Origin of the sequence: Streptomyces sp. NPDC006487 (genome assembly GCF_042870555.1) — a bacterium.
Classification (GTDB): Bacteria; Actinomycetota; Actinomycetes; order Streptomycetales; family Streptomycetaceae; genus Streptomyces.
Map to the genome: position 1 here is coordinate 20728 of NZ_JBIAHN010000005.1, position 25797 is coordinate 46524.

General features: G+C 73.2%; 26 protein-coding genes. 12 read left to right on the plus strand and 14 right to left on the minus strand.

Annotated features, from left to right (window positions below; genetic code table 11):
- Window positions 1–42: 42 nt before the first annotated feature.
- The 3 genes from ACFYM0_RS09575 (at window position 43) to ACFYM0_RS09585 (ending at window position 2660) form a co-directional block, all read left to right on the plus strand.
- Window positions 43–543: an isochorismatase family protein gene (locus ACFYM0_RS09575; protein WP_388498569.1), complete on the plus strand. Its 501-nt coding sequence runs from the start codon at window positions 43–45 to the stop codon at window positions 541–543.
- A gap of 82 nt (window positions 544–625) precedes the next feature.
- On the plus strand, window positions 626–1246 hold the full coding sequence (thpR, locus tag ACFYM0_RS09580; RefSeq protein ID WP_388499331.1) for an RNA 2',3'-cyclic phosphodiesterase: 621 nt from the start codon (window positions 626–628) through the stop codon (window positions 1244–1246).
- Window positions 1247–1304: 58 nt separating this feature from the next.
- Entirely contained in the window at window positions 1305–2660 is a 1356-nt protein-coding gene (locus ACFYM0_RS09585) for an MFS transporter (protein ID WP_388498572.1), read from the plus strand.
- A 69-nt stretch (window positions 2661–2729) separates the two neighbouring features.
- On the opposite strand, the gene ACFYM0_RS09590 is transcribed toward ACFYM0_RS09585, so the two are convergent.
- Window positions 2730–3083 carry a VOC family protein gene (locus ACFYM0_RS09590; protein ID WP_388498573.1) on the minus strand — a complete coding sequence of 118 codons (354 nt, stop codon included), beginning with the start codon at window positions 3081–3083 and terminating at the stop codon, window positions 2730–2732.
- Window positions 3084–3106: 23 nt separating this feature from the next.
- Entirely contained in the window at window positions 3107–3313 is a 207-nt protein-coding gene (locus tag ACFYM0_RS09595) for a hypothetical protein (protein ID WP_388498575.1), read from the minus strand.
- 165 nt (window positions 3314–3478) lie between these two features.
- On the opposite strand from ACFYM0_RS09595, the gene ACFYM0_RS09600 reads away from it, so the two are divergent.
- Entirely contained in the window at window positions 3479–4036 is a 558-nt protein-coding gene (locus ACFYM0_RS09600; protein ID WP_388498577.1) for a GNAT family N-acetyltransferase, read from the plus strand.
- Here ACFYM0_RS09600 and ACFYM0_RS09605 read toward each other — a convergent pair.
- Entirely contained in the window at window positions 4033–4842 is an 810-nt protein-coding gene (locus ACFYM0_RS09605; protein ID WP_388498580.1) for a GntR family transcriptional regulator, read from the minus strand. The genes ACFYM0_RS09600 and ACFYM0_RS09605 overlap by 4 nt on opposite strands.
- 217 nt (window positions 4843–5059) lie before the next feature.
- Here ACFYM0_RS09605 and ACFYM0_RS09610 point away from each other — a divergent pair, with 217 nt between their 5' ends.
- Window positions 5060–5332 carry a DeoR family transcriptional regulator gene (locus tag ACFYM0_RS09610; RefSeq protein WP_388498582.1) on the plus strand — a complete coding sequence of 91 codons (273 nt, stop codon included), beginning with the start codon at window positions 5060–5062 and terminating at the stop codon, window positions 5330–5332.
- A gap of 96 nt (window positions 5333–5428) precedes the next feature.
- On the opposite strand, the gene argG is transcribed toward ACFYM0_RS09610, so the two are convergent.
- The 3 genes from argG to ACFYM0_RS09625 form a co-directional block, all read right to left on the minus strand.
- A complete protein-coding gene (gene argG / locus ACFYM0_RS09615; protein ID WP_388498584.1) occupies window positions 5429–6877 on the minus strand; it encodes an argininosuccinate synthase in 1449 nt (482 codons plus the stop codon).
- A gap of 162 nt (window positions 6878–7039) precedes the next feature.
- Entirely contained in the window at window positions 7040–8215 is a 1176-nt protein-coding gene (locus tag ACFYM0_RS09620; RefSeq protein WP_388498586.1) for a GDSL-type esterase/lipase family protein, read from the minus strand.
- Between the two features lie 105 nt (window positions 8216–8320).
- Entirely contained in the window at window positions 8321–8890 is a 570-nt protein-coding gene (locus tag ACFYM0_RS09625) for a TetR/AcrR family transcriptional regulator (protein ID WP_388499332.1), read from the minus strand.
- Window positions 8891–8961: 71 nt separating this feature from the next.
- Between ACFYM0_RS09625 and ACFYM0_RS09630 the strand changes: the two genes are divergently transcribed.
- The 3 genes from ACFYM0_RS09630 (at window position 8962) to ACFYM0_RS09640 (ending at window position 12085) form a co-directional block, all read left to right on the plus strand.
- Window positions 8962–9483, plus strand: coding sequence for an FBP domain-containing protein (locus tag ACFYM0_RS09630; RefSeq protein ID WP_388498588.1), 522 nt, complete (start codon window positions 8962–8964; stop codon window positions 9481–9483).
- A 375-nt stretch (window positions 9484–9858) separates the two neighbouring features.
- On the plus strand, window positions 9859–11118 hold the full coding sequence (locus ACFYM0_RS09635) for an Ig-like domain-containing protein (RefSeq protein WP_388499335.1): 1260 nt from the start codon (window positions 9859–9861) through the stop codon (window positions 11116–11118).
- Between the two features lie 127 nt (window positions 11119–11245).
- Window positions 11246–12085, plus strand: a complete 840-nt coding sequence (locus ACFYM0_RS09640; RefSeq protein ID WP_388499337.1) for a glycosyltransferase family 2 protein — start codon at window positions 11246–11248, stop codon at window positions 12083–12085.
- Between the two features lie 59 nt (window positions 12086–12144).
- On the opposite strand, the gene ACFYM0_RS09645 is transcribed toward ACFYM0_RS09640, so the two are convergent.
- Window positions 12145–13422 (minus strand): PucR family transcriptional regulator, encoded by a 1278-nt coding sequence (locus ACFYM0_RS09645; RefSeq protein WP_388498591.1) that lies wholly within the window; start codon window positions 13420–13422, stop codon window positions 12145–12147.
- Window positions 13423–13550: 128 nt separating this feature from the next.
- Here ACFYM0_RS09645 and ACFYM0_RS09650 point away from each other — a divergent pair, with 128 nt between their 5' ends.
- Window positions 13551–14441 (plus strand): esterase/lipase family protein, encoded by an 891-nt coding sequence (locus ACFYM0_RS09650; protein ID WP_388498593.1) that lies wholly within the window; start codon window positions 13551–13553, stop codon window positions 14439–14441.
- Window positions 14442–14453: 12 nt separating this feature from the next.
- On the opposite strand, the gene ACFYM0_RS09655 is transcribed toward ACFYM0_RS09650, so the two are convergent.
- From ACFYM0_RS09655 to ACFYM0_RS09675, 5 genes are all read right to left on the minus strand, one after another.
- Window positions 14454–15413 carry an aldo/keto reductase family oxidoreductase gene (locus tag ACFYM0_RS09655; RefSeq protein ID WP_388498596.1) on the minus strand — a complete coding sequence of 320 codons (960 nt, stop codon included), beginning with the start codon at window positions 15411–15413 and terminating at the stop codon, window positions 14454–14456.
- 9 nt (window positions 15414–15422) lie between these two features.
- A complete protein-coding gene (locus tag ACFYM0_RS09660; RefSeq protein ID WP_388498599.1) occupies window positions 15423–17429 on the minus strand; it encodes a peroxidase in 2007 nt (668 codons plus the stop codon).
- Between the two features lie 110 nt (window positions 17430–17539).
- The gene (locus ACFYM0_RS09665; protein WP_388498601.1) at window positions 17540–19414 is read right to left on the minus strand and encodes a galactose oxidase-like domain-containing protein; all 1875 of its coding nucleotides are present in this window, start codon (window positions 19412–19414) and stop codon (window positions 17540–17542) included.
- Between the two features lie 53 nt (window positions 19415–19467).
- Complete coding sequence (locus tag ACFYM0_RS09670; protein WP_388498603.1) at window positions 19468–20232, minus strand: hypothetical protein; 765 nt, start codon at window positions 20230–20232, stop codon at window positions 19468–19470.
- A gap of 213 nt (window positions 20233–20445) precedes the next feature.
- Window positions 20446–20937 (minus strand): GNAT family N-acetyltransferase, encoded by a 492-nt coding sequence (locus tag ACFYM0_RS09675; RefSeq protein WP_388498606.1) that lies wholly within the window; start codon window positions 20935–20937, stop codon window positions 20446–20448.
- A gap of 150 nt (window positions 20938–21087) precedes the next feature.
- Here ACFYM0_RS09675 and ACFYM0_RS09680 point away from each other — a divergent pair, with 150 nt between their 5' ends.
- Together ACFYM0_RS09680 and ACFYM0_RS09685 are read left to right on the plus strand one after the other, a co-directional pair.
- Window positions 21088–21909 carry a hypothetical protein gene (locus ACFYM0_RS09680; protein ID WP_388498608.1) on the plus strand — a complete coding sequence of 274 codons (822 nt, stop codon included), beginning with the start codon at window positions 21088–21090 and terminating at the stop codon, window positions 21907–21909.
- Window positions 21910–22031: 122 nt separating this feature from the next.
- A complete protein-coding gene (locus tag ACFYM0_RS09685; RefSeq protein WP_388498610.1) occupies window positions 22032–22712 on the plus strand; it encodes a TetR/AcrR family transcriptional regulator in 681 nt (226 codons plus the stop codon).
- A gap of 22 nt (window positions 22713–22734) precedes the next feature.
- On the opposite strand, the gene ACFYM0_RS09690 is transcribed toward ACFYM0_RS09685, so the two are convergent.
- A complete protein-coding gene (locus ACFYM0_RS09690; RefSeq protein ID WP_388498613.1) occupies window positions 22735–24213 on the minus strand; it encodes a sensor histidine kinase in 1479 nt (492 codons plus the stop codon).
- Window positions 24206–24883 (minus strand): response regulator transcription factor, encoded by a 678-nt coding sequence (locus ACFYM0_RS09695; RefSeq protein WP_388498615.1) that lies wholly within the window; start codon window positions 24881–24883, stop codon window positions 24206–24208. Before ACFYM0_RS09695 ends, ACFYM0_RS09690 begins: the two co-directional genes overlap by 8 nt.
- A 132-nt stretch (window positions 24884–25015) precedes the next feature.
- Between ACFYM0_RS09695 and ACFYM0_RS09700 the strand changes: the two genes are divergently transcribed.
- Window positions 25016–25726: a hypothetical protein gene (locus tag ACFYM0_RS09700; RefSeq protein ID WP_388498617.1), complete on the plus strand. Its 711-nt coding sequence runs from the start codon at window positions 25016–25018 to the stop codon at window positions 25724–25726.
- The last annotated feature ends 71 nt before the right edge of the window (window positions 25727–25797 follow it).

Consider the following 25797-nt stretch of genomic DNA (forward strand, 5'->3'; position numbering starts at 1 on the left):
AGGCCCTAGCCCGAGGCCGCGGCGCCCGGACGGCCCTGTCCTATGATCCTTCCCGTGACCTCCGCGCTGATCCTCATCGACCTGATGCCCCGCATCATCGACCTGCCGGTCGCCCCTCACTCCGGTGAAGAGGTGCTGGCCCGCTGCCTGCGGCTGGCCGAGGCCTTCAGGGCCGATGGGCGTCCGGTGGTGCTCGTCCGAGTGGACCGGCCGGGGGTGGCGGAGCAGCCGCCCGGCAGCGGCTTCGCCGACGGGCTGGAGCGGCCGGGTGACGTCCTGATCGTCAAGCAGACCGTGGGGGCCTTCCACGGCACCGGCCTCGACGACCGGTTGCGCGGCCTGGGCGTGGACACGCTGGTGCTCGGCGGTCTGGTCACCACTATGGGTGTCGAGTCCACGGCGCGGGCCGCGAGCGACCACGGCTACGAGCTGGAGTTCGTCGCCGACGCCATGTCCGGTTTCACCGCCGACGAGCACGCGTTCACCGTGGAGCGGATCTTCCCCCGGTTCGGCGAGGTGCACAACACGGCGGACTACACCTGACCACGATGAACGACCGGACCACCCGAAGCACTGTACGAAGTCTCCTGTGAACGATGTGAACACTGTGACCGATGCGAACTCCGTGGACGATGCGAACGCCGCGAACGGACAGACCCGGCCCGCGACCGTTCGCGTGTTCATCGCCCTCGCCCCGCCCGACGACGCCAAGGAAGAACTCGCCCGGGAACTGGGCCCCGCCTACGCCGCGTACCCGGACATGCGGTGGAACCGCATCGAGGACTGGCACATCACCCTGGCGTTCCTCGGTGAGCTGCCGGTCGAGACCGTCCCCCTCCTGCGGCCACCACTCGCGGAGCTGGCGGCGGCGCGCAGTCCCGTACGCCTGACCCTGCACGGGGGCGGGCACTTCGGCGAGCGGGTGCTCTGGAGCGGGATCGACGGGGACCTCGACGGACTGCACCGGCTCGCCGCCGAGGTGCGCGCCGTGGTCAAGGACTGCGGCATCCCCTTCGAAGACCGGCCGCTGCGCCCCCACCTGACGCTGGCGCGGGCCCGCCGGAACGACGCCGCCTCGGCCGTGGAGGCCGCCGCAGGACTCGCCGGGTTCACCGGCCGGCGCTGGCGGACGGAGCGCCTGCACCTGGTCGGCAGCAACATCGGCCGTGGCCCGGGTCCGATCCACTACCGCGACATCGAGGCGTGGAACCTCGGCGGCCGGGAGGACCGCGAGAAAATGCCTTGACGCTAAGCCACTTAGCGCTAAGCTACTTCCCGGCAATCCAATCGGGGGAGAGTTCGACGTGGTCAAGGGCATGCGCGAGGAACGGGTGGCGGGCGAACGCTCGCTGCTGCTCGGAGTGGGCATCAGCGCGATCGGGATCGGGATGTACATCCCCTTCTCGCTCGTCTTCTTCCACCACGTCACCGGGCTCTCCTTCGCCCTCGTGGGCATCGTGCTGACGGCTACGGGCCTGGCCGGACTCGCGGTCATGCCGCTCGCCGGCTCGGCCGTCGACCGGTTCGGGGCCAGGAAGGTCAACCTGCTGCTCTATGCGGTGCGGGCGCTCGGCTTCGCCCTCTACCCGCTCGCCGGATCCCTCCCCGCCTTCGCCGCAGTCGCGCTGATCACGGCCCTCGCCGACCGCTCCTTCCCCATCGTGCAGCAGTCGCTCATCGGCGAAGTGGCCCGCGGTGGCGCCCGCGACCGGCTCCAGGCCTCCATCAGAGCCCTGCAGAACGCAGGCATGGGCGCCGGCGCCCTGATCGTCTCCGGGGTCCTGGCCCTGTGGGGCACGGACGGGTTCACCTACACCGCCTGGGGCAACGCGGTCGCCTTCGCGCTCGCCGGACTGCTCGTCAGCCGCGTCAAGCCGCTACGGGACCACGCGAACGGGCCGCTCGGCGCGGACGGCGCACCCGGCTCGGCCAAGCGGCCGCCCGCGGGCTACCGGATGGTGCTCGCCGACCGGCCCTTCCTGGGCCTGACCGCCGCGAACTTCCTGACCGCGCTCGGGTACTCGGCCCTGTCCGTCCTCTTCCCGCTCTACATCACCACATGGCTGCACGGACCCGACTCCCTCACCGGTGCGGCCTTCACCGTCAACACCGCCCTCTGCGCGGGGATCGGCGTCCTGATCGCGAGCCGCGTCCGCCGCTCCGGAGCCCGCCGCACCCGCTCCGCGGCCCTCGGGGCGCTGCTCTTCGCCGCCGCCTTCGTGGGGCAGATCGTCCTCGGCACGGTCCGGCCCGGACAGACGGCGACGCTGGTCGCCCTCCTGGTCATCGTGGTGGTCTACACGGTCGGCGAGCTGGTCCACAGCCCATCGGGCGGCGCCCTGTCGGTCTCGGCCGCACCCGAGGCCGTACGCGGCCGCTACCTCGCCACCTACCAGCTGTCGTACTCCCTGGCCACCGCGCTGGCCCCGTCCCTCTTCACGGGCCTGCTCGCCCTCGACGGCCGCCTGCCCTGGGCCTTCCTCACCGTCGCCGCGCTCGGCGCCGCGCTCGCCCTGACCCGGCTGGAAGGCCACCTCCCGCCGGAGGCCGTCCACGCCACCCCGCCGTCCTCGACGCCGCCCCAGGCTCCGACCCGCGCACCGGCCGAGGCCCCGGCGCAAGCGGTCACCCGCGAGCCGGCCTCGACCGCCACCGGCTGAGCGTCGCGCACCCCCGCCAAGAGGCTCCAGCAGCCCGTCCGAGCACGGTTCTCCTGCGGGACGACCCGCTCAGGCAGGCTGCCAGAGCTCGATCCGGTTGCCCTCGGGGTCGGTGACCCAGCCGAACCGGCCGACGCCGTCCATGTCCTGGGTCTCCGGCGCCACGTCCGCCCCTTTGGCCCGCAGCTGCGCGAGCATCGCGTCCAGGTCACGGACCCGGAAGTTGAGCATGGTCTGCTGGGCGGGGGAACCGAAGTAGTCGGTCCCGGACTCGAACGGTGCGAACACCGTCGGTCCGGCCCCCTGACGCCACAGTCCGTGCTCGTCCGAGTCCAGCCCCAGGCAGTCCCGGTACCAGGCACCCAGGGCCGCCGGATCCGCGGCCCGCATGAAATATCCACCGATTCCCAGCACACGTTCCATGCCGCGATCCTGCCAGGACGCCGTCAGAATCCCTTGCCGAGCGCGCCCAGCAGTACGGGGTTCATCCCGGTCTCGGCTTCCGGCAGCGGACGGGGTTCGGGTCCCCGCCCCTCGAACAGGGGGCGGATCCCCATCAGCCCCTTCGTACCCTCGACCGCCCACGGCGCGTCCGACTCCGGCAGCGACACCGTCATCCGGTACGAGCCGACCTCCCAGTGCACCTCGGTCATCGCTCCACCACTCCCTCAGCCGATCAGATATCCCGTTCGTCCAAACTACGGCCGGCTTGATCCCTCACAAGGGACCAAGGTCCCCGCCCCGGGCGCCGTCCGGCCCTGCTCCACGCGGCCGGATACCGGTCTGTCCAGCGGGAGGGTGACGCATAGGATCCACCGGTGCCACCTCACATCACGCTCACGGCCGCCCCGACGGCCACCGCTCCCGCCCTCGCCCTTCGCCCCTGGCGGGCGGCGGACGTCAACGCGCTCGTCGAGATCCACCGGGACCCCGTACTGCGCCGTTGGGCGACCTCCCGGCTGGAGAGCGAGGAGGACGGGCTGCGGTGGGTGCGGGACCAGGAGAGGGGGTGGGCGGCGGGCGAACGGTGCGGCTTCGCCGTTCTGGAGGCCGCTCCCGGGGCGCCTGGGGGACGGTTGGTGGGCAGCGTGGCGGTGAAGGAGCTCTCCCCCGGCCAGGCCGCCGCCGAGGTCGGGTACTGGACGTCGGCTTCGGCCCGCGGGCAGGGGGTCGCCCCCCGCGCCCTGGAGGCCGTCACCGCCTGGGCGCTCGACACCTTCCGGACCCAGGGCCTGGAACGGCTCGAACTCCTCCACCAGGTGGACAACCCGGCGTCCTGCCGGGTCGCGGAGAAGGCCGGCTACGCGTTGGACGGGATCCTGCCTGCAGCGCCGCCCGCCTACCCGCTCGACGGCCACCTCCACGTACGGCGCTAGGCCGGCTCTTTCGGATCTTGCCGGTCAGGCCCGCGTCGTCCGGGGCCGTCCGTCAGGGTCGTGTGGAAGCGGTAGCGGTCGGCGCGGTAGACGACGCGGTTGTACTCGCAGGGGCGGCCGTGCTGGTCGTAGGTGAGCTGCTCGATGTGCAGGACGGGAGAGCCCGGGGGCAGGTCGAGCAGGGGGACCTCGTCCTGCGGGACGAGGGCGGAGTGGACGGCGTAGCTCGCCCGGGTGGGGACGATGCCGCGTGCGGTGAGCTCGGCGTACAGCGAGGCGGTGGTGTAGTCGGCCCCGCCGATGCCCGGGGCACGTTCGGCCGGGACGAGGGTGACGGAGTGGCACATGACCGCGTCGTCGAAGAGCCGCACCCGGTCCAGCTCGAAGATGTCCGCCCCGGGCAGCACCTGGAGGGTGTCCGCCTCCTCGAAGTCCGCCGGGCGCAGTCTGGCGGCGAGCACCCGCGCGATCGGGGTGAACCCGAGCCGGCGGCCGTACTCGTTGAGCCCGCCGATCAGCTCCGAGGTGTGCTCGAAGGCCGGGGCGGGCCCGGCCCCCGCGGCGACGTGCCAGCCCGCCCGTTCCGCCGACCCGACCCGGCCCTCCTCCTGGAGCGCGTGCAGTGCCTTGCGGAGCGTGACCCGGCTGACGCCGAGGCGCTCGCAGAGGTGGCGCTCGGAGGGGAGGCGCGTGCCGGGGGCCAGGGCGCCGGTGGCGAGGGCTTCGGAAATCGCGTCGCGCGCCTGCACGTGGACGGGCCGCGACCCGTCCCGCAGGACGCGCCGCAGGTCGAGAGGCTGATTCACCCCTCCAGTATTCACCTCGGCAGGCCCGCCCCCCGACCAGGAATGGACCAGAAGGATGAGTAGCGGCCGGGCCGATCCAGTCCACGGGCCCGCAATCACGGGACCTTCGGCCACATTCCGCACCTTCCTGGTGGTCTAGTTTTGGTCTAGATCTGGTCGCACATGCAGACGCATACACAGACACATACGCAGACGCCTACCGAAAGGAGTGCTCGGCATGAGCAGCCGACGGGACTCCGGGGAGACGGCCACGAGTGATCACCTGCGCCGGATCAGCCTGGCGACGGGCAAGCTGACCGCGGCTTCCCGGCAGCGCCACATCGTCGAGACGGCGTGCCGCGAGGGGTACGTCTCCCTCGAACGGCTCGTCCGCGAACTCGACGTCAGCGCGATGACCATCCACCGCGATCTCCGGCTCCTGGACTCCCGGGGCGAGGTGCGCCGGGTCCGCGGCGGCGCGGTCACCCCCTGGACCGCCACGGCGCCCTGACCGGCGCCCCCGGCCCGCGCCCCGCCCAAAGAGAAAGCCGCCCGCGGCCCCTCCGGGGACCACGGGCGGCGCTTCGCATCCTGCCGCCGGTACCGGTCAGTCGGTGCCGAACTCCATCGCGGCGCGGTCCAGCAGCTCGTCGTCGCCGGAGACCTCGCCGCGGGAGGCGATGGCCTCGGCGCCGCCCTCGGGCATGGCGCCGATCAGGCCGGAGCCCGGCGCCTCGACGGCACCGATCAGGGCGGGGTGGGTCGTACCGACGATGCCGAGGCCGGCGTACTGCTCCAGCTTCGCGCGGGAGTCGGCGATGTCGAGGTTGCGCATGGTGAGCTGGCCGATGCGGTCCACCGGGCCGAACGCCGAGTCCTCGGTGCGCTCCATGGAGAGCTTGTCCGGGTGGTAACTGAACGCCGGGCCCGTGGTGTTGAGGATCGAGTAGTCCTCACCGCGCCGCAGTCGCAGCGTCACCTCGCCGGTGATCGCCGTACCCACCCAGCGCTGGAGGGACTCGCGGATCATCAGCGCCTGCGGGTCCAGCCAGCGGCCCTCGTACATGAGGCGACCGAGGCGCCGGCCCTCGTTGTGGTACTGGGCGACGGTGTCCTCGTTGTGGATCGCGTTGACGAGGCGCTCGTACGCGGCGTGCAGCAGGGCCAGGCCCGGAGCCTCGTAGATGCCGCGGCTCTTCGCCTCGATGATGCGGTTCTCGATCTGGTCCGACATGCCCAGGCCGTGACGGCCGCCGATGGCGTTGGCCTCCATCACCAGGTCGACGGCGGAGGCGAACTCCTTGCCGTTGATCGTGACCGGGCGGCCCTGCTCGAAGCCGATGGCCACGTCTTCGGTGGCGATCTCGACCGTGGGGTCCCAGAACCGGACGCCCATGATCGGGTCCACGGTCTCGACACCGGTGTCGAGGTGCTCCAGGGTCTTCGCCTCGTGGGTGGCGCCCCAGATGTTGGCGTCGGTGGAGTAGGCCTTCTCGGTGCTGTCGCGGTAGGGCAGCTCGTGGGCGAGCAGCCACTCCGACATCTCCTTGCGGCCACCGAGCTCGGTGACGAAGTCGGCGTCGAGCCACGGCTTGTAGATGCGCAGGTGCGGGTTGGCGAGCAGGCCGTAGCGGTAGAACCGCTCGATGTCATTGCCCTTGAAGGTCGACCCGTCGCCCCAGATCTGCACGTCGTCTTCCAGCATCGCGCGGACCAGCAGCGTGCCGGTCACGGCACGGCCGAGCGGCGTCGTGTTGAAGTAGGCGCGGCCGCCGGAGCGGATGTGGAACGCACCGCAGGCGAGAGCCGCCAGGCCCTCCTCCACGAGCGCCGCACGGCAGTCGACAAGGCGGGCGATCTCGGCGCCGTACGCCGTGGCCCGCGTGGGCACCGACGCGATGTCGGGCTCGTCGTACTGGCCGATGTCGGCGGTGTAGGTGCAGGGGACGGCACCCTTGTCGCGCATCCAGGCGACGGCGACGGAGGTGTCGAGGCCGCCGGAGAAGGCGATACCGACGCGCTCGCCGGTGGGCAGGGAGGTGAGAACCTTTGACATGGGATGAGTATGCGCGACGATGTATGTTCATGCAAAATGACGGGCCGGTGAGGCTCCCGGACACCGGACCGGCGCGTCGTCATTGTGGCGGGCGGCCGGGTCGGCGGCGAGTCCGGCGGGGTCCCCGAGGGGCCGCCCCGCCGGACCGCGGCGCGGGGCGATTCAGGCGGTAGCGGCCGCGAAGGGGCCCCCGGCGGCGAAGACGTGGCGGGCGAAGTTCCCGGCGATGCGCACATGGCCCGCGGGGTCTGGGTGCAGGTCGTCCGGGAGCGGCAGCTCCGCGTGATCCGTGGCGCCGTAGAGGTCACGGCCGTCGAGGTAGTGCAGGTACGGGTCTTCGGCCGCCCGCTGTGCGACGATCCCGGCCAGCGCCTCGCGGACGACGCCCAGCGTCAGGCGCCCGGCGGCCCGTTCGGCGGGGTCGCCCAGGGCCTTGAACCGCAGGGTCCCGGTGCTGAAGTCGGTGGCGAGGGGGCCGGGGGTGTCCTCCTGGATGGGACACAGCAGGGGCGACACGACCAGGAGCGGGGTCATCGGATGGCCCTCGCGGAGGGTGTCGAGGAAGCCGTGGACCGCGGGGGCGAAGGCGCGCAGCCGCATCACGTCCAGGTTGACGATGTTGATGCCGATCTTGACGCTGATCAGGTCGGCCGGGGTGTCGCGCATCGCGCGGGCGGTGAAGGGGTCCAGCAGGGCGCTGCCGGAGAATCCCATGTTGACCAGGTCCACGACCCCCTGCGCCGCGGCCAGCGCCGGCCAGGTACCGGTCGGGCGCTCCGCGTTCGAGCCGTGGCTGATGGAGCTGCCGTGGTGGAGCCACACCCTGCGCCCGCTTTCCGGCGCCGGTGTGACGGGGGCGTCGGTGCGCAGGGCGATCAGCTCGGTCATCTCGGTGTGCGGGAGCCAGATCTCGACGGTCTTGTCCCGCGCGGGCAGATCCGCGAAGCGGGCGGTGCCGGGCGGTCCCTCTTCGAGTTCGACGGCCTGGGTGGCCAGGTCGAGGGTGCGGACCCTGCCGCCGGGCACGCCGGCCCGGGCCGTGAGCACGCCGTCGATCACGAGGTCGTACACACCGTCCGGCGACGCAGGGAAGCCCCGGTAGGCACGCTTGGTGGGCAGGACGTCCAGTTCGATGACGGTGGCCCTGGTACGGAAGACCAGGCGCACGCCGGACGGGCGGGCCTCGGCCGTGGCCAGCTGGTCGTCGGGGATCCGCAGGCGGGCCCGGGCGGGCAGCCGGTGGGGCAGCAGGCCGTGCGCGGTGCGTTCCACGTCGAGGGCGCCGCGCAGGAGGTCCTCGGTGACGGGCGTGCTGATCAGGTCGCTTTCGGTGGTCATCGCCTCAGCCTCGTGATGATCGGGGTGATGGGAATGCGGCACTGCGGGGTTACGGGACCACGGGGTTACGGGACCACGGGACTGCGGGCCCACGGCACGAGGGGGTTACGCGGCCACGGGCTTGCGCAGCATCGCGTCGAGCGAGTCCACGATCCAGTCCCACGACTCTTGCGGGTCCACGGCGGTGTGGCTGAAGCCGCCGCCCAGTTCCAGGCTGACGTAGCCGTGGAAGACGCTGCCGAGCATCCGGACCGCGTGCGTCTGGTCCGGTTCCGTCAGGTCGTAGCCGCGCAGGATCGCCCGCGTCATCCGGGCGTGCCGGACGCCCGCGCCGGCAGCCGCCGTCTCGGGGTCGAGGCGGAGCCGCGCGGCATCGTAGCGGCCGGGGTGCTGCCGGGCGTAGTCCCGGTAGGCGTCCGCGAAGGCGGCGAGGGCGTCCTTGCCGGCCCGCCCGGCGAGCGCGGCCGCGACCCGGTCGGCCAGCTCCTCGAGCGCGAACAGGGCGATCCGGGTCTTGAGGTCCTGGGAGTTCTTCAGGTGCGAGTAGAGGCTCGCGACCTTGACGTCGAAGCGCCGGGCGAGTGCCGAGACGGTCACCTGCTCGAAGCCGACCTCGTCGGCGAGCTCCGCGCCCGCCCGGGTCAGCCGCTCCGCGGTCAGTCCTGCTCGAACCATCATGTGCCTCCTAGCTGGCGATAGCCATTATGCATTTGCCTAAAAGCTTTAGGCAAATTAGCCTGCCGCTCATGAAGCCGTTGACCGAGCAAGAGATCCGTGCCGCCTTCGTGAACTGCACCAAGGGCGAAGCCAAGCGCCTGTCCGTACCCCGCGATCTGGCCGAACGGCCCTGGGAGGACCTGGATTTCCTGGGCTGGTGGGACCCCAAGGCCCCCGAGCGCGCCTACCTCGCCACCGAGCTGGACGGCCGCCCGGTCGCCCTCGCGCTGCGCACCTCCGCCGCCGCCCCGTCCCAGGCGCGGCGCAGCATGTGCTCGCTGTGCCTGACCACACACACCGGGGGCGTCTCCCTGATGGTCGCGCCGAAGGCGGGCAAGGCAGGGCAGCAGGGGAACTCCGTGGGGGCCTACATCTGCAGCGACCTCGCCTGCTCGCTCTACGTACGGGGCAAGAAGGACGCGGGCCCGGGTGCGCGGCTCCACGAGTCGCTCACGCTGGACGAGAAGATCCAGCGGACGGTCGAGAACCTCGCCGCCTTCTTCGGCAACGTCACCGCCGGCGTCACGGCCTCCGGCAACGTCACGGCCTGAAGCACCGCTCCCTGCGGCCCGCAGCGGCCCTCCCCCTACTCCGTACGAGCCCTCTTCGGTGCCCATTCGGCCCCACCGGCCGAGTTCATGATCATCAGGCTGCCCGGAAATCGTTTTGATGCTGCCATCCGGCCGAAGGCGATCTGGGAGGGCTGCGTGGCGCGCATGCTGTCATCGACACACCGTGGAGGACTCCGGCGGCGGAGCAGGACGTGGAGCGTGGCCGGGGCGGTGGCCGGGGCGGTCTTCGTCGTCGCCGCCGCGCCACAGCCCACACCGCGGTCCGGTGACGGGCTGCAAGCCGGCGGCGAACACGCGGGCTCCGTGGAGCTGCTGGTCGGCCGGGTGCTGGACGACGGGGGCCTGCGGTGTGCGATGGACGCCTTCCGGGCCGGTCTGTGCAGCGGGCTGGAACAGCAGGTGGTCCTGGCCACCTCCAGCGGAGCCGGTTCCGTGGTGCGCGACCCCTCGTCCCGCGGCGCCTCCCGGGCGGCGGCGCACACGGTCGTCCTGCCCACCGACGCGGCCGGCCCCCTGGAAATCGCCTTGGCCGGACCGGGGCTCCTCACCTACGTCACCGTCCACGACGGTCACGGCCGCCACGTGGGCGGCTCCCTGGGCGCCCGGGGGCACCGCTGGGCCAACACCGAGCCGTTGCGGGCCGGTGAGACCTACACCGTGCGGGTCGGCGCCCAGGACGCGGCGGGCACCCCGGTCGGCGTGACCATGGCGTTCCGCACCGCGCCCGCGGAGCAGGAGGACCGGCTCACGGCCGAGTTCGGGCCCCGGCCCGGCACGTACGGGGCGGGGCAGATCGTGACGGCCTCCCTGAGCCACCCCGTCCCCGCCACCGACCCGGCCGCACGGGCCCGGCTGGAACGGGCCCTGCAGGTCACCTCCGAGCCGGCGGTCGAGGGAGCCTGGCACTGGGTCGACGAATCGACCCTGCACTACCGGCCCCGTACCTACTGGCCCGCCCACGCCGTGGTGCACGTGGTCAGCGGGCTCGACGGGGTCGAGGTCGGGGAACGGCAGTACGGCGGCCCGTCCGAGTCCCTGCGGTTCTCGATCGGGGACCGGATCGAGGCGCTCACCGACGCCGCCGCGCACGAGATGACCGTACGGCGCAACGGCAGGACCGTCCGGACCATCCCGGTGACCACCGGCAAGGCGGGCTTCCTGACCCGCACCGGCATCAAGGTCGTCCTCGGCAAGGAGCGCAAGGTGCGGATGCGCGGGGACAGCGTGGGCATCAAGCGCGGTACGAGCGAGTTCTACGACCTGCCCGTCTTCTACGCGACCCGGGTGACATGGAGCGGGGAGTACGTGCACGCCGCGCCCTGGTCGGTCGACGCGCAGGGCGAGGAGAACGTCAGCCACGGCTGCACGGGCATGAGCACGGCCGACGCGGCCTGGTTCTTCGACACAGTGCGGGAGGGGGACGTGGTGTCGGTGGTGAACAGCGGCGGCGAGCCCATGGCCCCGTTCGCCAACGGGTTCGGCGACTGGAATCTCAGCTGGGACGCCTGGCTGGCCGGCAGCGCACTGGGCGGCGACACCGATTCCCCGCTTGCGTCGCCCGCCTCGGCTCCCTCGTCGGCGCACGGGCCTTCCCGGCTCCTCCCCCTCACCTGAGCCGGCCCGGCGGCCTGCCCTCGGAGGCGGGGGCGGCGGCTCCGATAGCATCCGGTCCGTGCCCGCGTCCCTCTCTTCCACCTCACCCTCCCCCGCCGTGACCGGGATCGACGTCGTCCTGCTGACGATGAACGACCGTCCCGCCGAGGAGGCGGCGGCCGTCCGGACGCTCCTCGCACAGCAGGACGTCGACCTGCGCATCGTCGTCGTCGGCAACGGCTGTGTCCCCGGACTCTCGGTGGACGGGGCCACCGTCGTCGCCCTTCCGGAGAACCTCGGCATCCCCGAGGGCCGCAACCGCGGCGCGCTCGCCCTGCGGGGCCAGGGCAGCGAGTTCCTCTTCTTCCTCGACAACGACGCCTCGTTCCCCCGGCCCGACGTGCTGTCCCGGCTGGTGGCCGAGGCCCGCCGGCGCCCGGAGGCCGCGTACGTCCAGCCGCGGCTGACCGGGCCCGACGACACCACGACGCCCCGCCGTTGGGTGCCCCGGCTGCGCGCCGGGGATCCGGGGCGGCCCGGGACCATCGCCACCATGACCGAGGGTGTGGTCATGGTCCGCCGGGACGCCTTCGACGCGGCCGGGGGCTGGCCCGACTTCTTCCTCTACCACGAGGGCATCGACCTCGCGTACCGGCTCTGGGAGCAGGGCGGCAGCGGCTGGTACGCGGCGGAGGTCCGGATGCACCACCCGGTCACCAGCCCCACCCGGCACGCGCTCTTCCACCGGCTGGCCGCCCGCAACCGCGTCTGGCTCGCCTACCGCAACCTCCCCGCGCCCCTCATCCCGGCGTACCTCGGCATCTGGACGGCCGTCACGGCCCTGCGCGGGCTGCGCGGCGGCGGGCTCCGGGACTCGCTCCAGGGGCTGCGCGAAGGGTGGGCGGCCCGGCACGACCAGGTGCGGCGGCCCATGCGCTGGCGCACCGTGCTGCGGCTGACGGCAGCCGGGCGGCCGCCGGTCCTCTGAGGAGCCGGCGCAACGGCCCGACCGGCGCACCGGCCGACAAACCGGCCCGCCGGTGCGCCTCAGGGGCCGCTGCGGCGGGCCGCGCCGTACGCCGTGAGGGCGGCCGCGAGGTGGCGGGCGCCGGTGGGGTCGGTGGCGTCGTGACCGGTGAGCAGCCGGATCCGGCCCAGGCGGTAGGTCAGGGTGTTGCGGTGGACCGTGAGGGCTTCGGCGGCTTCGGCCCTCCGGTAGCCGGCTGCGATGAACTCCCGCAGCGTGGCGATCAGATGGGGCTGGTCGTCGAGGGGTGCCAAGACCCGGGCCAGGGCGTCACGGGCGGGACCCGGCTGCACGAGCTGGTACTCGACGGCGAGGTCGGCCAGCCGGTACAGACCCGGCGGACGCCCCAAGTCCTCGGCCAGGGACAGCACTTCGGAGGCCTCCGTCTGGGCCCGGGGGATCGATGCGTGGTCCTCGGCGACGGCGGCCGCCGCCGTGCACCGCAGTTCGGCCGCCGCGTCGAGACGGGCGAGCAGCCGCCTGGTCGCGCCTCCCGGGCCGCCTGTCCCGGGAGGACCGGGAGGACCGGGAGGACCGGGAGGACCGAGTGGGACCAGAAGGACGCCGCCTTCGCCCTTGAAGGCCGCCAGCACCTCGGGATTGCCGTCCAGTTCGGAGCGCAGGGCGCGCAGGATGCGGTTCGTCGCGCCGCCGGGTGCCTCGGGGAGCCGCAGGACGACCACCTCGTAGCGTTCGGCGAGGGTGCGTCCGTACCGTTCGGCCGCGCGGCGGGCCGGGCGGCCCGCGAGCAGGACCCCGGCAAGGTTGCGGCCGTGTTCGCGCTGCTCCCAGTCGAGGTCGGCCTGTTCGCGCAGGTAGGCCTCGGCAACCTTGGGCATGACCTCGCCGAGGAACGCCAGCAGGCCCGTGACCAGGGCGTACGGGTCCGCGACGGGTTCGGGGCCGGCCACCGCGAGCTCCCAGGCCCGTCGGGCGCCCAGCGGGTAGACGCGTAGCACCGCCTCCAGGGGGACTCCGTCCCGGGCCCGCTCGGCGCCCCAGGCCACGGGGAGGGCCAGCTCGGCCTCGGTGGGTGCCCGCCCTTCGGCGACGGTGGTGAAGAACAGCTTCAGCACGGCTTCGGTGTTCGCGACGAGGTCTCCGCCGAGGACGCTGTCGGGCAGCAGCCGGTAGGCGGGGATGTCGGCTGTCAGCCGGGCGACGGTCTCGGCAGCCATCTCCGGTATCCGGGGCAGCAGCGCGGCGGCGAGCCCCGGCGCCGCTGCGAACGCCCCGTCAGCCGCCCCGGCCGTCGTCCCACCGGATGCCGCACCCGCCGTGCCGTCCGCGTCGTCCATCCCCGCATTGTCACCGTGCACAAACGCGGGAGGAAGCATTCTGCGCGTACCGCCAGGGGACACGGGCGGCGCGCCGGAGCATTCTGTGCAGTCCGACCAGTGCACGACCCCCCGTCAGGAGATGTCGTATGGCCCCCCGTACCCGTGCGTCGCGCACCCGCACCCTGCTCGCCCGAGCCGCTCTCCCGCTGGCCCTCCTGCTCGGCGCCGCCTTCCCGGCGCACGCCGCCACCGAGGGCGTGACGGGAGGCGGGGTGAACGACTTCTCCTGCCGGCCGAGCGCCGCTCACCCCGAGCCCGTGGTGCTGCTCCACGGCACGTTCGCCACCTGGTACGAGGACCTGAACTTCCTCCAGCTCGACCTCGCCGCCCGCGGCTACTGCACCTTCGCCCAGACCTACGGCGCCTACGACGGCTTCCCGCTGGTCGGAGGCCTCAAGCCGGTGGCCGTCTCCAACCTGGAGATCAAGGAGTACGTGGAGAAGGTGCGCGGTGCGACCGGTGCCGTCAAGGTCTCGGTCGTCGGGCACTCCGAGGGCGGGCTCCAGGCCCTCTACCTCGCCAAGATGCAGGGCATCCAGCCCCACATCAAGGCGGTCGTGGCCATCGCTCCCCCGACCCACGGCACCAACGCCGCGGGCCTGCTCGACCTGGGCGACAAGCTGCTCGGCCGGGCGGCCATGGAGAAGATCGTGACCACGATCGGCATCCCGGTGCTCGCCGACGAGGTGCCCGGCGGCCCGGCGATCCTGGCGCTGAACGACGGTCCGGTGGCCCAGCCGGGTATCGCCTACACCGTCATCACCTCGCGCTACGACGAGCTGGTGACCCCGACCGAGACGGCGTTCGTCCGCGAGCCGGGGGTCAAGAACCAGTACGTGCAGGACTTCTGCCCCTTCGACCCGGTGGGCCACATCGGCGAGGCCTACGACCTGAACGTCTGGCACCTGGTCCGCAACGCCCTCGACCCCCGCCGCGCCACCCCGATCCTGGTCTGCGCGGTCGGCTCGCCCGGCTAGGCCGGGCACTGCTTAGGGAAGGGGCCCGCCCCGGGCCGTGAGCCACAGGGAGTACCACTCCTCGTGGCCGAGGTCCGGGGCGCGCAGGGCTGCGTCGCGGCAGGCCCGGATGCGCTCGGGGCGGCCGGTGCCGATGACCGGGGCGATCCGGGCCGGGTGGCGTTGCAGCCACCACAGCAGGATCGTCTCCGGTGTCGTGTCCTTGGCCTTGGCCAGAGCGCGCAGGTGCTCGGCGGTCGCGTGCTCCCCGACGCTCGACTCCCGCCCGGTGAAGCGGCCCTGGGCCAGCGCCCCGTAGGCCTGGAGGCGGACTCCGTTGGCCGTGCAGTACTCGACGGTGCCGGCCGGGAAGCCGACGACGGCCGCGGCCGGGGTGTTCACGAGGACCCCGTCCTCCAGCCAGTCCCGCCGCTGCAGGCTCATCTCCAGCTGGTTGGCGACGAGCGGGACGTCGAGGTGGCGTTGCAGGGCGGCACACTGCGCGGCGTTCATGTTGGAGACGCCGAACTGCCTGACGAGGCCCTGGCGGTGCAGCGAGGTGAGCGCCTCGGCGGTCTCCGCCGGGTCCGCCAGGGGGTCGGGCCGGTGCAGGAGCAGGACGTCGATGACATCGGTGCGCAGCCGTGTGAGGCTCTCCTCGACGCGGCGCAGGATGCTCGCGCCCCGCAGGTCGTAGATCCCGGGGCGGTCGCCATCGGCGAGCCGGATGCCGCACTTGGTCTGCAGGGTGATGCGTTCGCGCAGGCCGGGAGTGCGGGCGAGCACCTCGCCGAAGACGGCTTCCGCCTTTCCGTGCCGGTAGATGTCGGCGTGGTCGAACATCGTGATGCCGCTGTCGAGGGCGGCCTCGATCGCCGCCTCGGCCGCGTCGATGTCCTCGGCCTGGTACGGGCCGGGCTCCCAGCTCCCGCCGAGAGCCATGCAGCCGTAGATCAGCCGGGTGTCGCCTGTCACTGGTGCCGTGATCGCCATGGCGTCACCCTACGAGGCGGACGCCTTCCACAGCACCCGGTCGCCGGCCACGATCACCAATTCTCCGGTGGGGCGCAGCAGCAGGCGCGCGCCGGGGTGGCCGGTGGTTCCGCTCGACCAGGCCGGGCGGCCGTCGGCCTTGCGCACGAGCAGTTCGCCGTCCTGGGTGAGGACGGCGTCGTGGCCGGAGCCCGCGGTGTCGGTGTGCCACGTACGGCGGCCCTCGGAGTCGAGCAGGGCGAGGTCTCCGGTGCTGTCGAGGGACAGCCGGAACGTGCCCGCGTCGAGGAGCTCGCCGGGGCGCAGTACGGAACCGGTGTGGAACTCGATGGAGTCGTCGAGTTCTCCCTTGGCCAGGGCCCGCAGGACGGGCAGGGAGGGGCTGAAGGCGTAGACCGAGCCCTCGGTGCGCACGAACCGCCCGAAGTAGAGGGTGTTGGCCCGGCTGCCGGTGCCGTCCGCCGAGGGGGTCTCGAAGGCCACGGGCGAATCGGGGCCGAGCACTGGGTCGCAGCCGGTGCGCGGGTTGCGGCCGGCCGGGAAGTCGGGTTCGTTCACCCACTTGCGCATCACCAGCTCGAACTGCCCCACCAGGTCCGACTGGTGGCAGACGAAGACCAGCCCGCGCGAGGCCTCCGGGCCGTGTTCCCCGCCCAGTTCGGGCTTGTAGACGGGGCCGTACGGGATTCCGCGCCGCATCAGGCGCCGTGCGTCGAGCTCCGCCTGGGCCACGGGGGGACGGCCCGGGGTGAGGACGAGGCCGCCGCGCGGGTTCCCCTTGCGGATGTGCGCGAACAGCGGCATCTGCCAGCCCTGGGGGTCCTGGCCGTAGTCGAGCTTGGCGTCGGGGTGCTCGCCCGGCACGGGCAGTTGCTCCGCCGCGGGGCACAGGGCGACCGGCATCCCGCCCGGCCAGCGGCCCATCAGGCGGGCTCCGAGCCATTCCCGGCCGGCGTCGGCGGGCGCGGCGCCGGCGCGCTGGAGTTCGGCGAGGCGCAGGGCGACCTGGGTCCACCAGCCGGGCACGTCCTGCGCGAGGCGGCGTACCACCTGGAAGGCGCCCCCGGTGGCCCAGGCGGGCAGGCCCGTCGGGCGCTTGCCCACCCGCTCGGCGCCGACGACGAACTCACCGGCGGGGATCAGCCGGGTTCCGGGCTTGCCGAGCACGCCGGTGGCGTCGGCCGGGTCGGGCTCGTCGAAGCCCCGTACGCCGGGCTGGCTGATGCAGTCGAGGAAACCGAAGTGCTCGTGCCCGCGCAGCTCCCCGGGGAGCGTGGCCCCGTCCTGACGGAAGAGGACCGTCGCGTCGGCCGCGCCCGCGCCCGCGCGGTGTTCGGCGACGGCGGCGGCGAGGCGTTCGGGCTGGTCGGCGGCGAGCGTGAGGACAGCGTGCACCACGCGGCCGGGCTCCTCCGAGCCGAACAGCCAGGACTGCGGGGCGCTGGTTCCGGTGTCGCCGATCTGCTGCGCACGGGCGGCGGAGCCCTGGGTGAAGGCCTCGGCGCTGGAGCCGGCGGGGGCCGCGGGGAAGGGCTCCTTGCCCGCGAACAGCAGCAGGCCCGGATGCGTCAGGCTCAGCCCGGTCCACAGGGTGGCCATGGAGTCGGGGTCGATGCCGCCGCTGCGCCGGCGGGCTCTGCTGAAGGCCCTGTTGAAGCGGGCCACTTCCTCGGTGGTGGAGATCGAGGGCAGCAGGCCCGTCAGCCAGTGCCGGGCCTTGTCGGCGTCACGGAAGTGGAGGAAGAGGAAGCAGGCGTGGTCCTTGCGGAATCCGGCGAGGATGTCGCCCTGGGAGTCGCGGTCGGTGCGCAGCGGGAGGGGCTGGGGCTCGGCGTCCCTGCGCGCGGGCTCCGCGGCCGGGCCGGCCGCCGGGCGGGCCGGGGCTTCGGCGGCCCACGCCGTGGGCGCGATTCCCGTGGCGGCTCCGGCGGCGGCGAGGGCCGCGGCCTGGACCACGGTCCTGCGGGCGGGGCCGGTGTGGGGGCAGCCCGGGGGTGGCGACGGGGCGAGGGCCATCGGCTTGCTCCTGGTGGCGGTGGGGGCGGGGTGAGGGAAGGGCGGGCAGGCGGTGAGGCGGGGAGGGTAAATCGAGTGGGGAATCGGACCCCGAGGAGAGCGGGCCGGGTTCAGCGCGGCGGCGCGGCGGGCACCCCGGAGTCGAGCTTGATCCACTGGGCGACGCCGGGCACTCCCTTGGCGTCGAGGAGGAAGAGCATGTAGTAGCCGGGCGGGGCGGCGGCCGCGTTCGGCGGGGCCTGCAGCGTGAGGGTGTCGCCCGCGCGCCGCTTGATGCGCAGTTCCACGTGGCGCTGACTGGTGTTGACCGCGTGCGTGGCGGTGGTGGGGGCCAGCAGTACGGCGCGCTCGACCTGGTCGGGGGTGCTCGTGGTGATCTCGAAGCGGCTGTTGTGACCGACCGGGCCCGAGGGCACCTTGTCGAGTGCGGGCCGGGCGCCCTGGTGGAGGTAGGAGGGCTCGTAGATCTCGATGGTGCCGTTCATCTCGTCGGTGATGTCGGCGTCGTTGGCGAGCTGCTGGAGCTCGTCCCCGGTGACCACGACCCGGCCGTCGGGCAGGACGACGGCATTGGAGTGGTAGCCGCGGGGAAGCCGCTGCGCGGGACCGAGCTTCCAGTTCCCCTGCCCGTCGCGCATCTCGAACTGCCGGTACTTCAGGTCGGCGTTGGGGTTCAGGACCCCGTTCCCGTAGTCACGGATGTCATAGCCGCCGCCCGCCGTCAGCAGCGTTCCGTTCGGCATCAGCAGGGTGTTGTCCTGGGTGCGGCCGAAGGCCCGGGGCTTGTCGATGGTCCAGCGGCCCTCGGACAGCTTGTACGTGTTGGGGTCGGTGCGGTCCCCGCCGATGATCAGGGCCGCGCCCGGGCCCGCGTACCCGCCGGGCAGCGGCACTGCTCCCCCGTACGTCCGGGAGCTGCCGTCGGGGCGGGGCGGCAGGTCGGTACGGGACTCGTCCACGGGGTCGAAGGCCCACTGTTCGCTGTGGACCCTGCCGAGCCCGTAGACCAGGCCGTCGCGGAGCGAGAAGAGCTGGGGGTAGTCGCGGGTGAAGGGGGCCTTCGCCTTGAACGGGCCGACCGGGGCGTCGCGCGGGACGTCCGTCTTCTCGCGGGGCACGGGATGCCCGAGGGCGGGGAAGCGCTCGACGAGCGGGGTCGGGGTGCCCCAGCCCAGCTCGGACTGGCCGGACATGATGAGCTGACGGCCGTCCGCGGCGGTCACCACGGAGGGGTACCAGCGCCCGGTGGCCATGTCCTGGTTGCGGCTCCAGGTCTCCGTCCACGGGTCGAAGACCAGTGAGAGCTTCGCGCCGCTGCCTCCGTTGGAGCCCAGGTTGCCGCCGAAGACGCCGAGCATGCCGTTGGGCAGGAAGGAGTGCCCGGAGCAGAAGAACGGTGCGGGGCGCGGTGCGTGGGTGCCGTCGGGCATGTCGACCACCGGCGGGGTGACCTTGGTGAACGCCGACGCTCCGGTGCCCTTGGCCGGGTCCCAGAGGAAGGCGCGGCCGGCGTTCGTCGCGCCGATGATGTTGGTGGGGGCTGGTTCCTTGGTGGGGTTGGTCTCGATCCGCTCGAAGGAGAAGAGCAGCACCTTCCCGGTGGGCAGCAGCGCGATGTGGGCGGCGAAGTCCGGGGAGTCGAAGTACTCCTTGAACACGCCGTACTTCTCCGGCGCCAGACCGGCGTTGGCCTCGGTCTGGGACTCGGTGAGGGCCTTCAGGCGGGCGCGGCGGGTGGTGTCGGGGTAGTCGGCGGCGTCCCGCAGCGCGAGGCGGGTGCGGGCGTGCTCTTCGGCGTGGTCCTCACCGAGATTGCGCCGCTCGTCCGCGCTGATCTCGCGGCGCACCCGCTCCGGGGCGACGAACGGTGCCGGCCGCGCGGCATCCGGCTCGTACGGGGCTTCGTGCGCGGCCGCGGGACCGGCGGGCAGCAGGCCGAGGAGGGTGCCTGCGACCAGGGCGCGGGCGACTCCGGGACGGGACATGGGGAACCCTTACGTGGGGAGGAAGCGGGAGCGAGAGCGTGAGGCGGGGTGTCTCAGATGCCGTGCGCGGTCACGAACGCCATGCGGCGCAGGGCATCGTGGAAGGCGGCGGGCTCGACGTGCACACCCGAGGCGTAGGCGTGGTTGAGCTGGAGGACCAGCCAGACGCCATAGCCGCAGATGCCGCCGAGCGCGGCGATGCCGAGGACCCCGCGCATGCCCTTGGGCCAGCCGATCAGGACGAGGAAGGCCACCGAGAGCGCGGCCGCGCCGATCAGGGTGGTCACCATGATGACCGGTAGCCCGCCCTGGATGTCCGCCACCCGCACCCTGCGCTGTGCGAGCAGCCGGTTGACCGCGTCCCGCGCGTCGTCGACGGCCTTCGGCGGGGTCTCCGCGGGTACCTTGGCGACCAGTTGGTAGAGCCCGTAGGCCATGGCCCAGGTCTCCTCGTCGGTCTCGCCCTCACGCATCCTGGGCCACTCGCGGTCGATGACCATGTGCGCGTACTTCTCGGAGTGGCCGCGCACCTCGGCCTTGGCGGGCGCCGGCATCCGATCCGCGGCGAGGTAGAGGTCTATCAGCGCGCCGGCTTCGGCGTAGTTGCCCTTGCGCGCGACGGCCAGCTCCTGGGCGGAACTCACCATCAGGAAGGCGAGGGTGAGGATGAAGAAGGAGAAGACCACTCCCGCGGCGGTGCCGACGGCGGGACCCACGTCCGGCATCTTGCGGTTGCGTGCCGCGTAGTGGCCGAGTTTCGCGGCGCCCATCGCGATGAGGGCGGCGCATAAGACGAAGAGGACGGCGGCGACAGCCATGGGGCCGGGGACTCCTCAGTGCGGGGGCCGACGGGCAGCGCACCCGCTGCCAGTGATCAACACACTCGGTGATCAACGCCGTGCGCGCGCGCCGGGGCCACCGATGGGGTGACGCATCGCTGTCGGACCGTCACCCGTACGCACCAGGCCCGGGACTGTCGCCCCGTCCGGGCGGGGCGGGGCGGGGTGGGGCGGCCGGTCCGGCAGGGGCGGTCAGCCCTCGGCGGTCAGCTCCCGCCGGTAGGTCAGCCCGGGGCTGCCGTCCAGGACGCTCTCCCCCACGACCGTGAATCCGGTCCGCCGCAGCACCGCCGCGGAGGCCGCGTTGTCCAGGGCCGCGGACGCGGTGAGGACGCCGAGCCCGTAATCGGTGGCGGCGAGCCGGCAGACCTCCCGGACTGCGGCGGTGGCCGCGCCGCGGCCCGTCGCCCGTTCGCCGATCCGGTAGCCGAGGTCGGCGGCGCCGTCCGCGAGGTCCACCAGGTTGACGCGTCCGATCAGCTCGCCGGTGGTGTCCATCACGAGGTGGAACCGGCACGCGCCCGTGTCCTGTTCCGCGAGCAGGGCGCGGTGGCGGGCGGCGAACTCCGCGAAGTACGCGTCCCCGCGGTCAGGTACGGAACGGGCGAAGTACGCCCTGTTGTCCCGCTCGAAGGCCAGCAGGGCCTCCTCGTGATCGGCCCGCAGGCGTTCGAGTCGCAGCATGCCGGGCAGGATATCCGGGCTGCTCGGACGGGCGCCCGCGAGTTTCCGGGGTGCTCCCCGCCGGTCGAGGACGTGTGCGGGCGCGTGCGGGCGTGTGACGATGAGGTCCCGTCCGGGGGCCCGGGGCGGCAACCGGCCAAGGGGTGGGCGATGAAGGCAGGAACAGTCACCACGAGCATCGCGGCGGCCGTGGTCGTGGCGGTCGGCCTGAGCGGTTGTACGGCCGGCGCCTCCGTGGGCAAGCAGGCGGTGGACTCGGCCGAGTCTCTGGTCGCGACGCTCGCGAAGGCCTCCGACGACGCCTCCAAGGCGGGCTCGGCCAAGGTCGAGATGCGCCTGACGATGCCCGGCACGGGCGGCAAGCCGGTCCAGGTGAACGGCATCTACTCCTGGGGCGACGGCCTCGCGATGGAGGCGGAAATGCCGGCCGAGAGCCTCCGGCTGGAGGACCTGGTGTCCGACGGCACGGTCACGTACCGGCTCGTCCAGGGGGCGTACTACTACGGCATCGATCCGGCGCCGAGCGGCCCTTTCGCGGGCAAGACCTGGCTGAAGGTCGAGGCCTCGGCCGTGCTCGGTGAGCAGGGCGCTGCCGGGATGAACGCGGGGAACAGCGACCCGACGGCCGCGCTGAAGTCGCTCAAGTGGGCCGAGAACGTCACCAGGGTCGGCCGGGAGGACGTCAACGGCAAGAGCTCCGTCCACTACCGCGCCATCGTCCCGGTGGACAGGCTGGGCGACACCAAGGCGCTGCTCGCCGCGGTGGGCGGTGGAGGTGCGACCGAGCTCGTCTCGGACATCTGGGTCGACGACACGGGGATGCCCTCGCGACTGAACCAGACCTTCGGGGACTCCGACGTCAGGATGGACTTCCTGTCCTTCGGCGTCGCGAAGGACATCGTCGCCCCGCCGGCCGCCGACACGGCCGACGTCACCGAGGCCATCAAGAAGGGCGGAGCCGCGCAGGGCTGACGCGCGCGACGACCCGGCAGGCACCCGGCAGGCCGTGCGTACCGATCGGTCCGGTTCCTACACTGGCCCCCGCACGCACCGCCGCCCCACCCACACCACCCCGCAGGTACGAAGGACTCCCCATGGAAGCCGAGACGGCGAACGCCACCGACGAGTTCGGCATCCCGGTCCTCCCCGCCATTCCCGCCTCTTGCGACTCCGTCCGGCGCAAGCGCCGGGCGATCACCGCCGCGGCCGCCGCGGAGTTCCTCGCCGAGGGGTACGCGGCCGCCTCCATGGATGCGATCACCGGCCGTTCCGGGGTCTCCAAGGCGACGGTCTACAAGCACTTCGGCACCAAGGAGCGACTGTTCCTCGCCGTCGTCGGCGGCATGCTGCGCGAGATCCGCGCCGGCCTCGAGTTCGACGGCTCCACCCTCACGGAAGCCGCCGACCTGCGCGCCGCCCTGATCGCCCTCTGCGTCGACCGGGCCGGGCTCCTGCTGCGCCCCGACATCATGGCGCTGCACCGACTGGTGATCGGCGAGACCCACCGCTTCCCGCAGCTCGGCCGACTCTGGTACCGGGTCACGTACGACGGGTACGACAAGCCCCTCGTCGAGGCCTGCACGGAACTCGGCCGCCGCGGAAGGCTCGACGTCCCGGACCCCGTACTCGCCGTCCGGCAGCTCGTCGCCGCCACCGCCGGCGTCCCGCAACTGGTGCACGCCCTCACACCCGACACCGAGACGGACCCGGCGGAGCTGACCCGCGTCGTCACCTCGGGCGTGGACCTCTTCCTGGCCCGCTACGCCGCTCCGTAACGGGCTCCGGGCGGCTCCGCCGTCAGGGGCCCAGGGGGAGCGTGGCGACCAGCCGGGCGCCCTTCGGGGAGTCCCGGACGGTGAGCGTGCCGCCGAGGCGCAGGGCGATGTCGCGGGCGATGGCCAGGCCCAGTCCGGTGCCGCCCTCGTCGCGGGCGCGGGCATCGTCGAGCCGGGTGAAGCGTTCGAACACGCGCTCTCGGTCGGCGGGCGCGATGCCCGCTCCGTCGTCGGTGACCTCCAGGACCGCCTCGCCCCGGCCCTCGTCCGGGCGCAGGACGAGGGTGACGTCCTGCTCGGCGTGGCGGCCGGCGTTGTCCAGCAGGTTGGTGACGAGCCGCGACAGCCAGATCGTGCTGCCGCGGACCGCGATCCCGGGGGCGATGTCGGCGTGTACGGGGACGCGGGCGCCCCTGCGCGTACGGGCCGCTTCGCGCACCACTTCCGTGAGGTCGACGGCGGTGGCCGGCGGCGGCTCCGAGGTGTCGAGGCGGGCCAGCAGGAGCAGGTCGGCCGCCAGGTCCTGGAGCCGTACGGTGTCCTCCAGCGCGCCGCCGACCAGTTCGCCCCACAGTTCGGGATCCGGGTGGGCCTGCGCGACCTCCAGCTGGGTGCGGAGCACCGTGATGGGGCTGCGCAGTTCGTGCGAGGCGTCCGCGATGAAGCGGCGCTGGCGGATGCCGGCCGCCTCCAGCCGGTCCAGGGTGGCGTTCATGGTGACGGCGAGCCGGGCCACTTCGTCGCGGGTGGACGGAACGGGCACCCGGCGGTGCAGTTCTCGGTCGCCGATCTCGGCGACCTCGGCGCGGATCGCCTCGACCGGGCGCAGGGCCCAGCCGGTGACCCGCCAGGTGATCAGGGCCACGACCAGCACGAGCAGCGGGACCGCGACGGCCAGCACCGCCATGATGGTCGCGTCGGCGGTGTCGGCGTCCCGGAGCGAGGTCCCCGCGTAGACGGTGACCAGGCCCTTCGCGGTGACGGTGGTGACCTGTACGACGCGCTGGCGGTGTTCCTGACGGACCCGGCCTCCCTTCCACGTGTCGCGGACCGTGCCGGGTGCGACGGGTGGTTCGGGGACGAGGGCGGGGCGGCCGCTGAGGTTGGGGCTGGATGCGAGGACCCGGCCCTGCGCGTCCACGACCTGGATGAAGTCCGTGCCGCGGCCGGGCGGCGGTACGGGCTCCAGTTGCCCGGTGGCCGCCAGTGCGGCCACCTTGACGGCCTGCCGTTCGGCGTCCTCCTGGGCGCTCATGGTCAGGTTGGTCTCCAGGGCCCCGAGCAGGGCGAAGGAGGCCACGCCGAGGGCCAGGGCGACCACGGCGGAGGCGCCGAGGGTGGCCTGGGCGCGGACGGACCTGGGACGCAGCCGGGACACGGCCCTGCGCAGCCGGTGCGCGAGCGCGCGGGAGTCGCGGGAGTCGCGGGAGTCGTGTGGGTCGTGGGAGTCGTGGGAGTCGTGGGAGTCGTGGGAACCGCCGGACCGGCCGGGCTCAGCCACCGTCGGCCGCCAGCCGGTAGCCGGCGCCCCGGACGGTCTCCACCGCGGCCCGGCCGAAGGGCGCGTCTATCTTCCGGCGCAGGGCGCTGACGTGGACCTCGACCACGTTGAGGTCCCCGTCGTAGGCGGCGTCCCAGACGTGCTCGAGGATGTCCCGCTTGGGCACGACCTCTCCTGCCCGGCGCGCCAGGTGCACCAGGACGGCGAACTCGCGCGCGGTCAGCCGGGCTTCGACGCCGCCGCGCGTGCAGCGCTGCCGGGCCGGGTCGACGAGGAGGTCGCCGAACTCCATGACCTGCGGGCTGCGGCGGCCGGTGCGCCGGATCAGGGCCCGCAGGCGCGCCACGAGGACCACGTAGGAGAAGGGCTTGGAGAGGAAGTCGTCGGCTCCCGTGTCCAGGGCCTCGGCCTCGTCGTACTCGCCGTCCTTGGCGGTGAGCATGAGGATGCCGGACTCGCAGCCGGCCGCGCGCAGCCGGGCGCAGACCCGGTAGCCGTTGAGGCCGGGCAGCATGATGTCGAGCACGATGGCGTCGTAGTCGTGCTCTCCGGCCATCCACAGGCCTTGCGGGCCGTCGTGTGCCGTGTCCACGGTGAAGCCCTCGGCCCGCAGACCACGTTGCAGGGCGGCGGCCAGCCGCCGCTCGTCCTCGACCACCAGTACGCGCATGGGGCAAGGTTCTCAGGTCGCGCCGCCGGCTTGCTGAAGGGTTCTTCAGCTCGCTTCAGCGGGGCTTCAGCATCCTGCTCGCAGGATCGGCCGAGCCGGGCACGTCGCCCGGAGAACGCGAGGAGCATCCACATGACTCAGTCCAGTCCGCAGCCACCCGAGTACCCCCCGGCCACGGTTCCCGTCGAGGGCGGCGGCGAGGGCAGGGGCGAGGGTGGCGGCGACCCGGCCGGCAAGGCGGGGCGCAGCGCCCGGATCGCCCGCTTCACCCGGTTCGCCCGTGAGGGCCGGGGACGCTGGGTGGCGCTCGGGCTCGTGGTGGTGGCGTCGGCCGGCGCGGGAGCCGCGGTGGTGGCCGTGGCGGACCACGACCACGACGTGCGCCGTACGCGCGCGGAACGGGTGTGGGACCGCTTCGACGTCGAGCGGGAGGGGGGCGGCGAGCTGACGGCTCCGCTTCCCGTGCGCCCCGGGAAGCCGGGCGAGCCCGGGAAGCCCGGCCTGCGGGGTCAGAAGGGCGAGCGGGGGGTCTTCCCGCCGGACGGGCTGGTGCGCCCGGGAACGCCCGACGGCGAGGAGGGAGGCATGGTGGACGGGCCCGACCGGTCCCCCGCGCCGCTGCCCGCGCTGCCGGCGGCCCAGGCCCTGGAGAAGGCGGAGGCCGCCGTGCCCGGCGGCAAGGCCGAAGCCCTCCGCGTGGTCGCCCAGGAGGGCGGCGGGAGCGCCTGGCGCGTCGTGGTCCTCGGCTCCGACGGAGTCCGGCACGCCGTGACCCTGTCCGGCGCCGACGGCACGGTCACGAGCAACACGGTCGCGGGGAAGGGCGCCGGGGCGGCCCGCTGAGCGGGTGGGGCGCACGCCCGGTGTCCCGTACCGCGGCGACGGCGGTACGGGACACCGGAGCGGCCGTCCCC

Excerpts from the sequence above, each read along its gene's own strand:
- ACFYM0_RS09575 (WP_388498569.1), top strand. The coding sequence starts at position 43 with ATGATCCTTCCCGTGACCTCCGCGCTGATCCTCATCGACCTGATGCCC.
- ACFYM0_RS09590 (WP_388498573.1), bottom strand. The coding sequence starts at position 3,083 with ATGGAACGTGTGCTGGGAATCGGTGGATATTTCATGCGGGCCGCGGAT.
- ACFYM0_RS09595 (WP_388498575.1), bottom strand. The coding sequence starts at position 3,313 with ATGACCGAGGTGCACTGGGAGGTCGGCTCGTACCGGATGACGGTGTCG.
- ACFYM0_RS09610 (WP_388498582.1), top strand. The coding sequence starts at position 5,060 with ATGAGCAGCCGACGGGACTCCGGGGAGACGGCCACGAGTGATCACCTG.
- argG (WP_388498584.1), bottom strand. The coding sequence starts at position 6,877 with ATGTCAAAGGTTCTCACCTCCCTGCCCACCGGCGAGCGCGTCGGTATC.
- ACFYM0_RS09620 (WP_388498586.1), bottom strand. The coding sequence starts at position 8,215 with ATGACCACCGAAAGCGACCTGATCAGCACGCCCGTCACCGAGGACCTC.
- ACFYM0_RS09625 (WP_388499332.1), bottom strand. The coding sequence starts at position 8,890 with ATGGTTCGAGCAGGACTGACCGCGGAGCGGCTGACCCGGGCGGGCGCG.
- ACFYM0_RS09630 (WP_388498588.1), top strand. The coding sequence starts at position 8,962 with ATGAAGCCGTTGACCGAGCAAGAGATCCGTGCCGCCTTCGTGAACTGC.
- ACFYM0_RS09635 (WP_388499335.1), top strand. The coding sequence starts at position 9,859 with ATGGACGCCTTCCGGGCCGGTCTGTGCAGCGGGCTGGAACAGCAGGTG.
- ACFYM0_RS09640 (WP_388499337.1), top strand. The coding sequence starts at position 11,246 with ATGAACGACCGTCCCGCCGAGGAGGCGGCGGCCGTCCGGACGCTCCTC.
- ACFYM0_RS09645 (WP_388498591.1), bottom strand. The coding sequence starts at position 13,422 with ATGGACGACGCGGACGGCACGGCGGGTGCGGCATCCGGTGGGACGACG.
- ACFYM0_RS09650 (WP_388498593.1), top strand. The coding sequence starts at position 13,551 with ATGGCCCCCCGTACCCGTGCGTCGCGCACCCGCACCCTGCTCGCCCGA.
- ACFYM0_RS09655 (WP_388498596.1), bottom strand. The coding sequence starts at position 15,413 with ATGGCGATCACGGCACCAGTGACAGGCGACACCCGGCTGATCTACGGC.
- ACFYM0_RS09660 (WP_388498599.1), bottom strand. The coding sequence starts at position 17,429 with ATGGCCCTCGCCCCGTCGCCACCCCCGGGCTGCCCCCACACCGGCCCC.
- ACFYM0_RS09665 (WP_388498601.1), bottom strand. The coding sequence starts at position 19,414 with ATGTCCCGTCCCGGAGTCGCCCGCGCCCTGGTCGCAGGCACCCTCCTC.
- ACFYM0_RS09670 (WP_388498603.1), bottom strand. The coding sequence starts at position 20,232 with ATGGCTGTCGCCGCCGTCCTCTTCGTCTTATGCGCCGCCCTCATCGCG.
- ACFYM0_RS09675 (WP_388498606.1), bottom strand. The coding sequence starts at position 20,937 with ATGCTGCGACTCGAACGCCTGCGGGCCGATCACGAGGAGGCCCTGCTG.
- ACFYM0_RS09680 (WP_388498608.1), top strand. The coding sequence starts at position 21,088 with ATGAAGGCAGGAACAGTCACCACGAGCATCGCGGCGGCCGTGGTCGTG.
- ACFYM0_RS09685 (WP_388498610.1), top strand. The coding sequence starts at position 22,032 with ATGGAAGCCGAGACGGCGAACGCCACCGACGAGTTCGGCATCCCGGTC.
- ACFYM0_RS09695 (WP_388498615.1), bottom strand. The coding sequence starts at position 24,883 with ATGCGCGTACTGGTGGTCGAGGACGAGCGGCGGCTGGCCGCCGCCCTG.
- ACFYM0_RS09700 (WP_388498617.1), top strand. The coding sequence starts at position 25,016 with ATGACTCAGTCCAGTCCGCAGCCACCCGAGTACCCCCCGGCCACGGTT.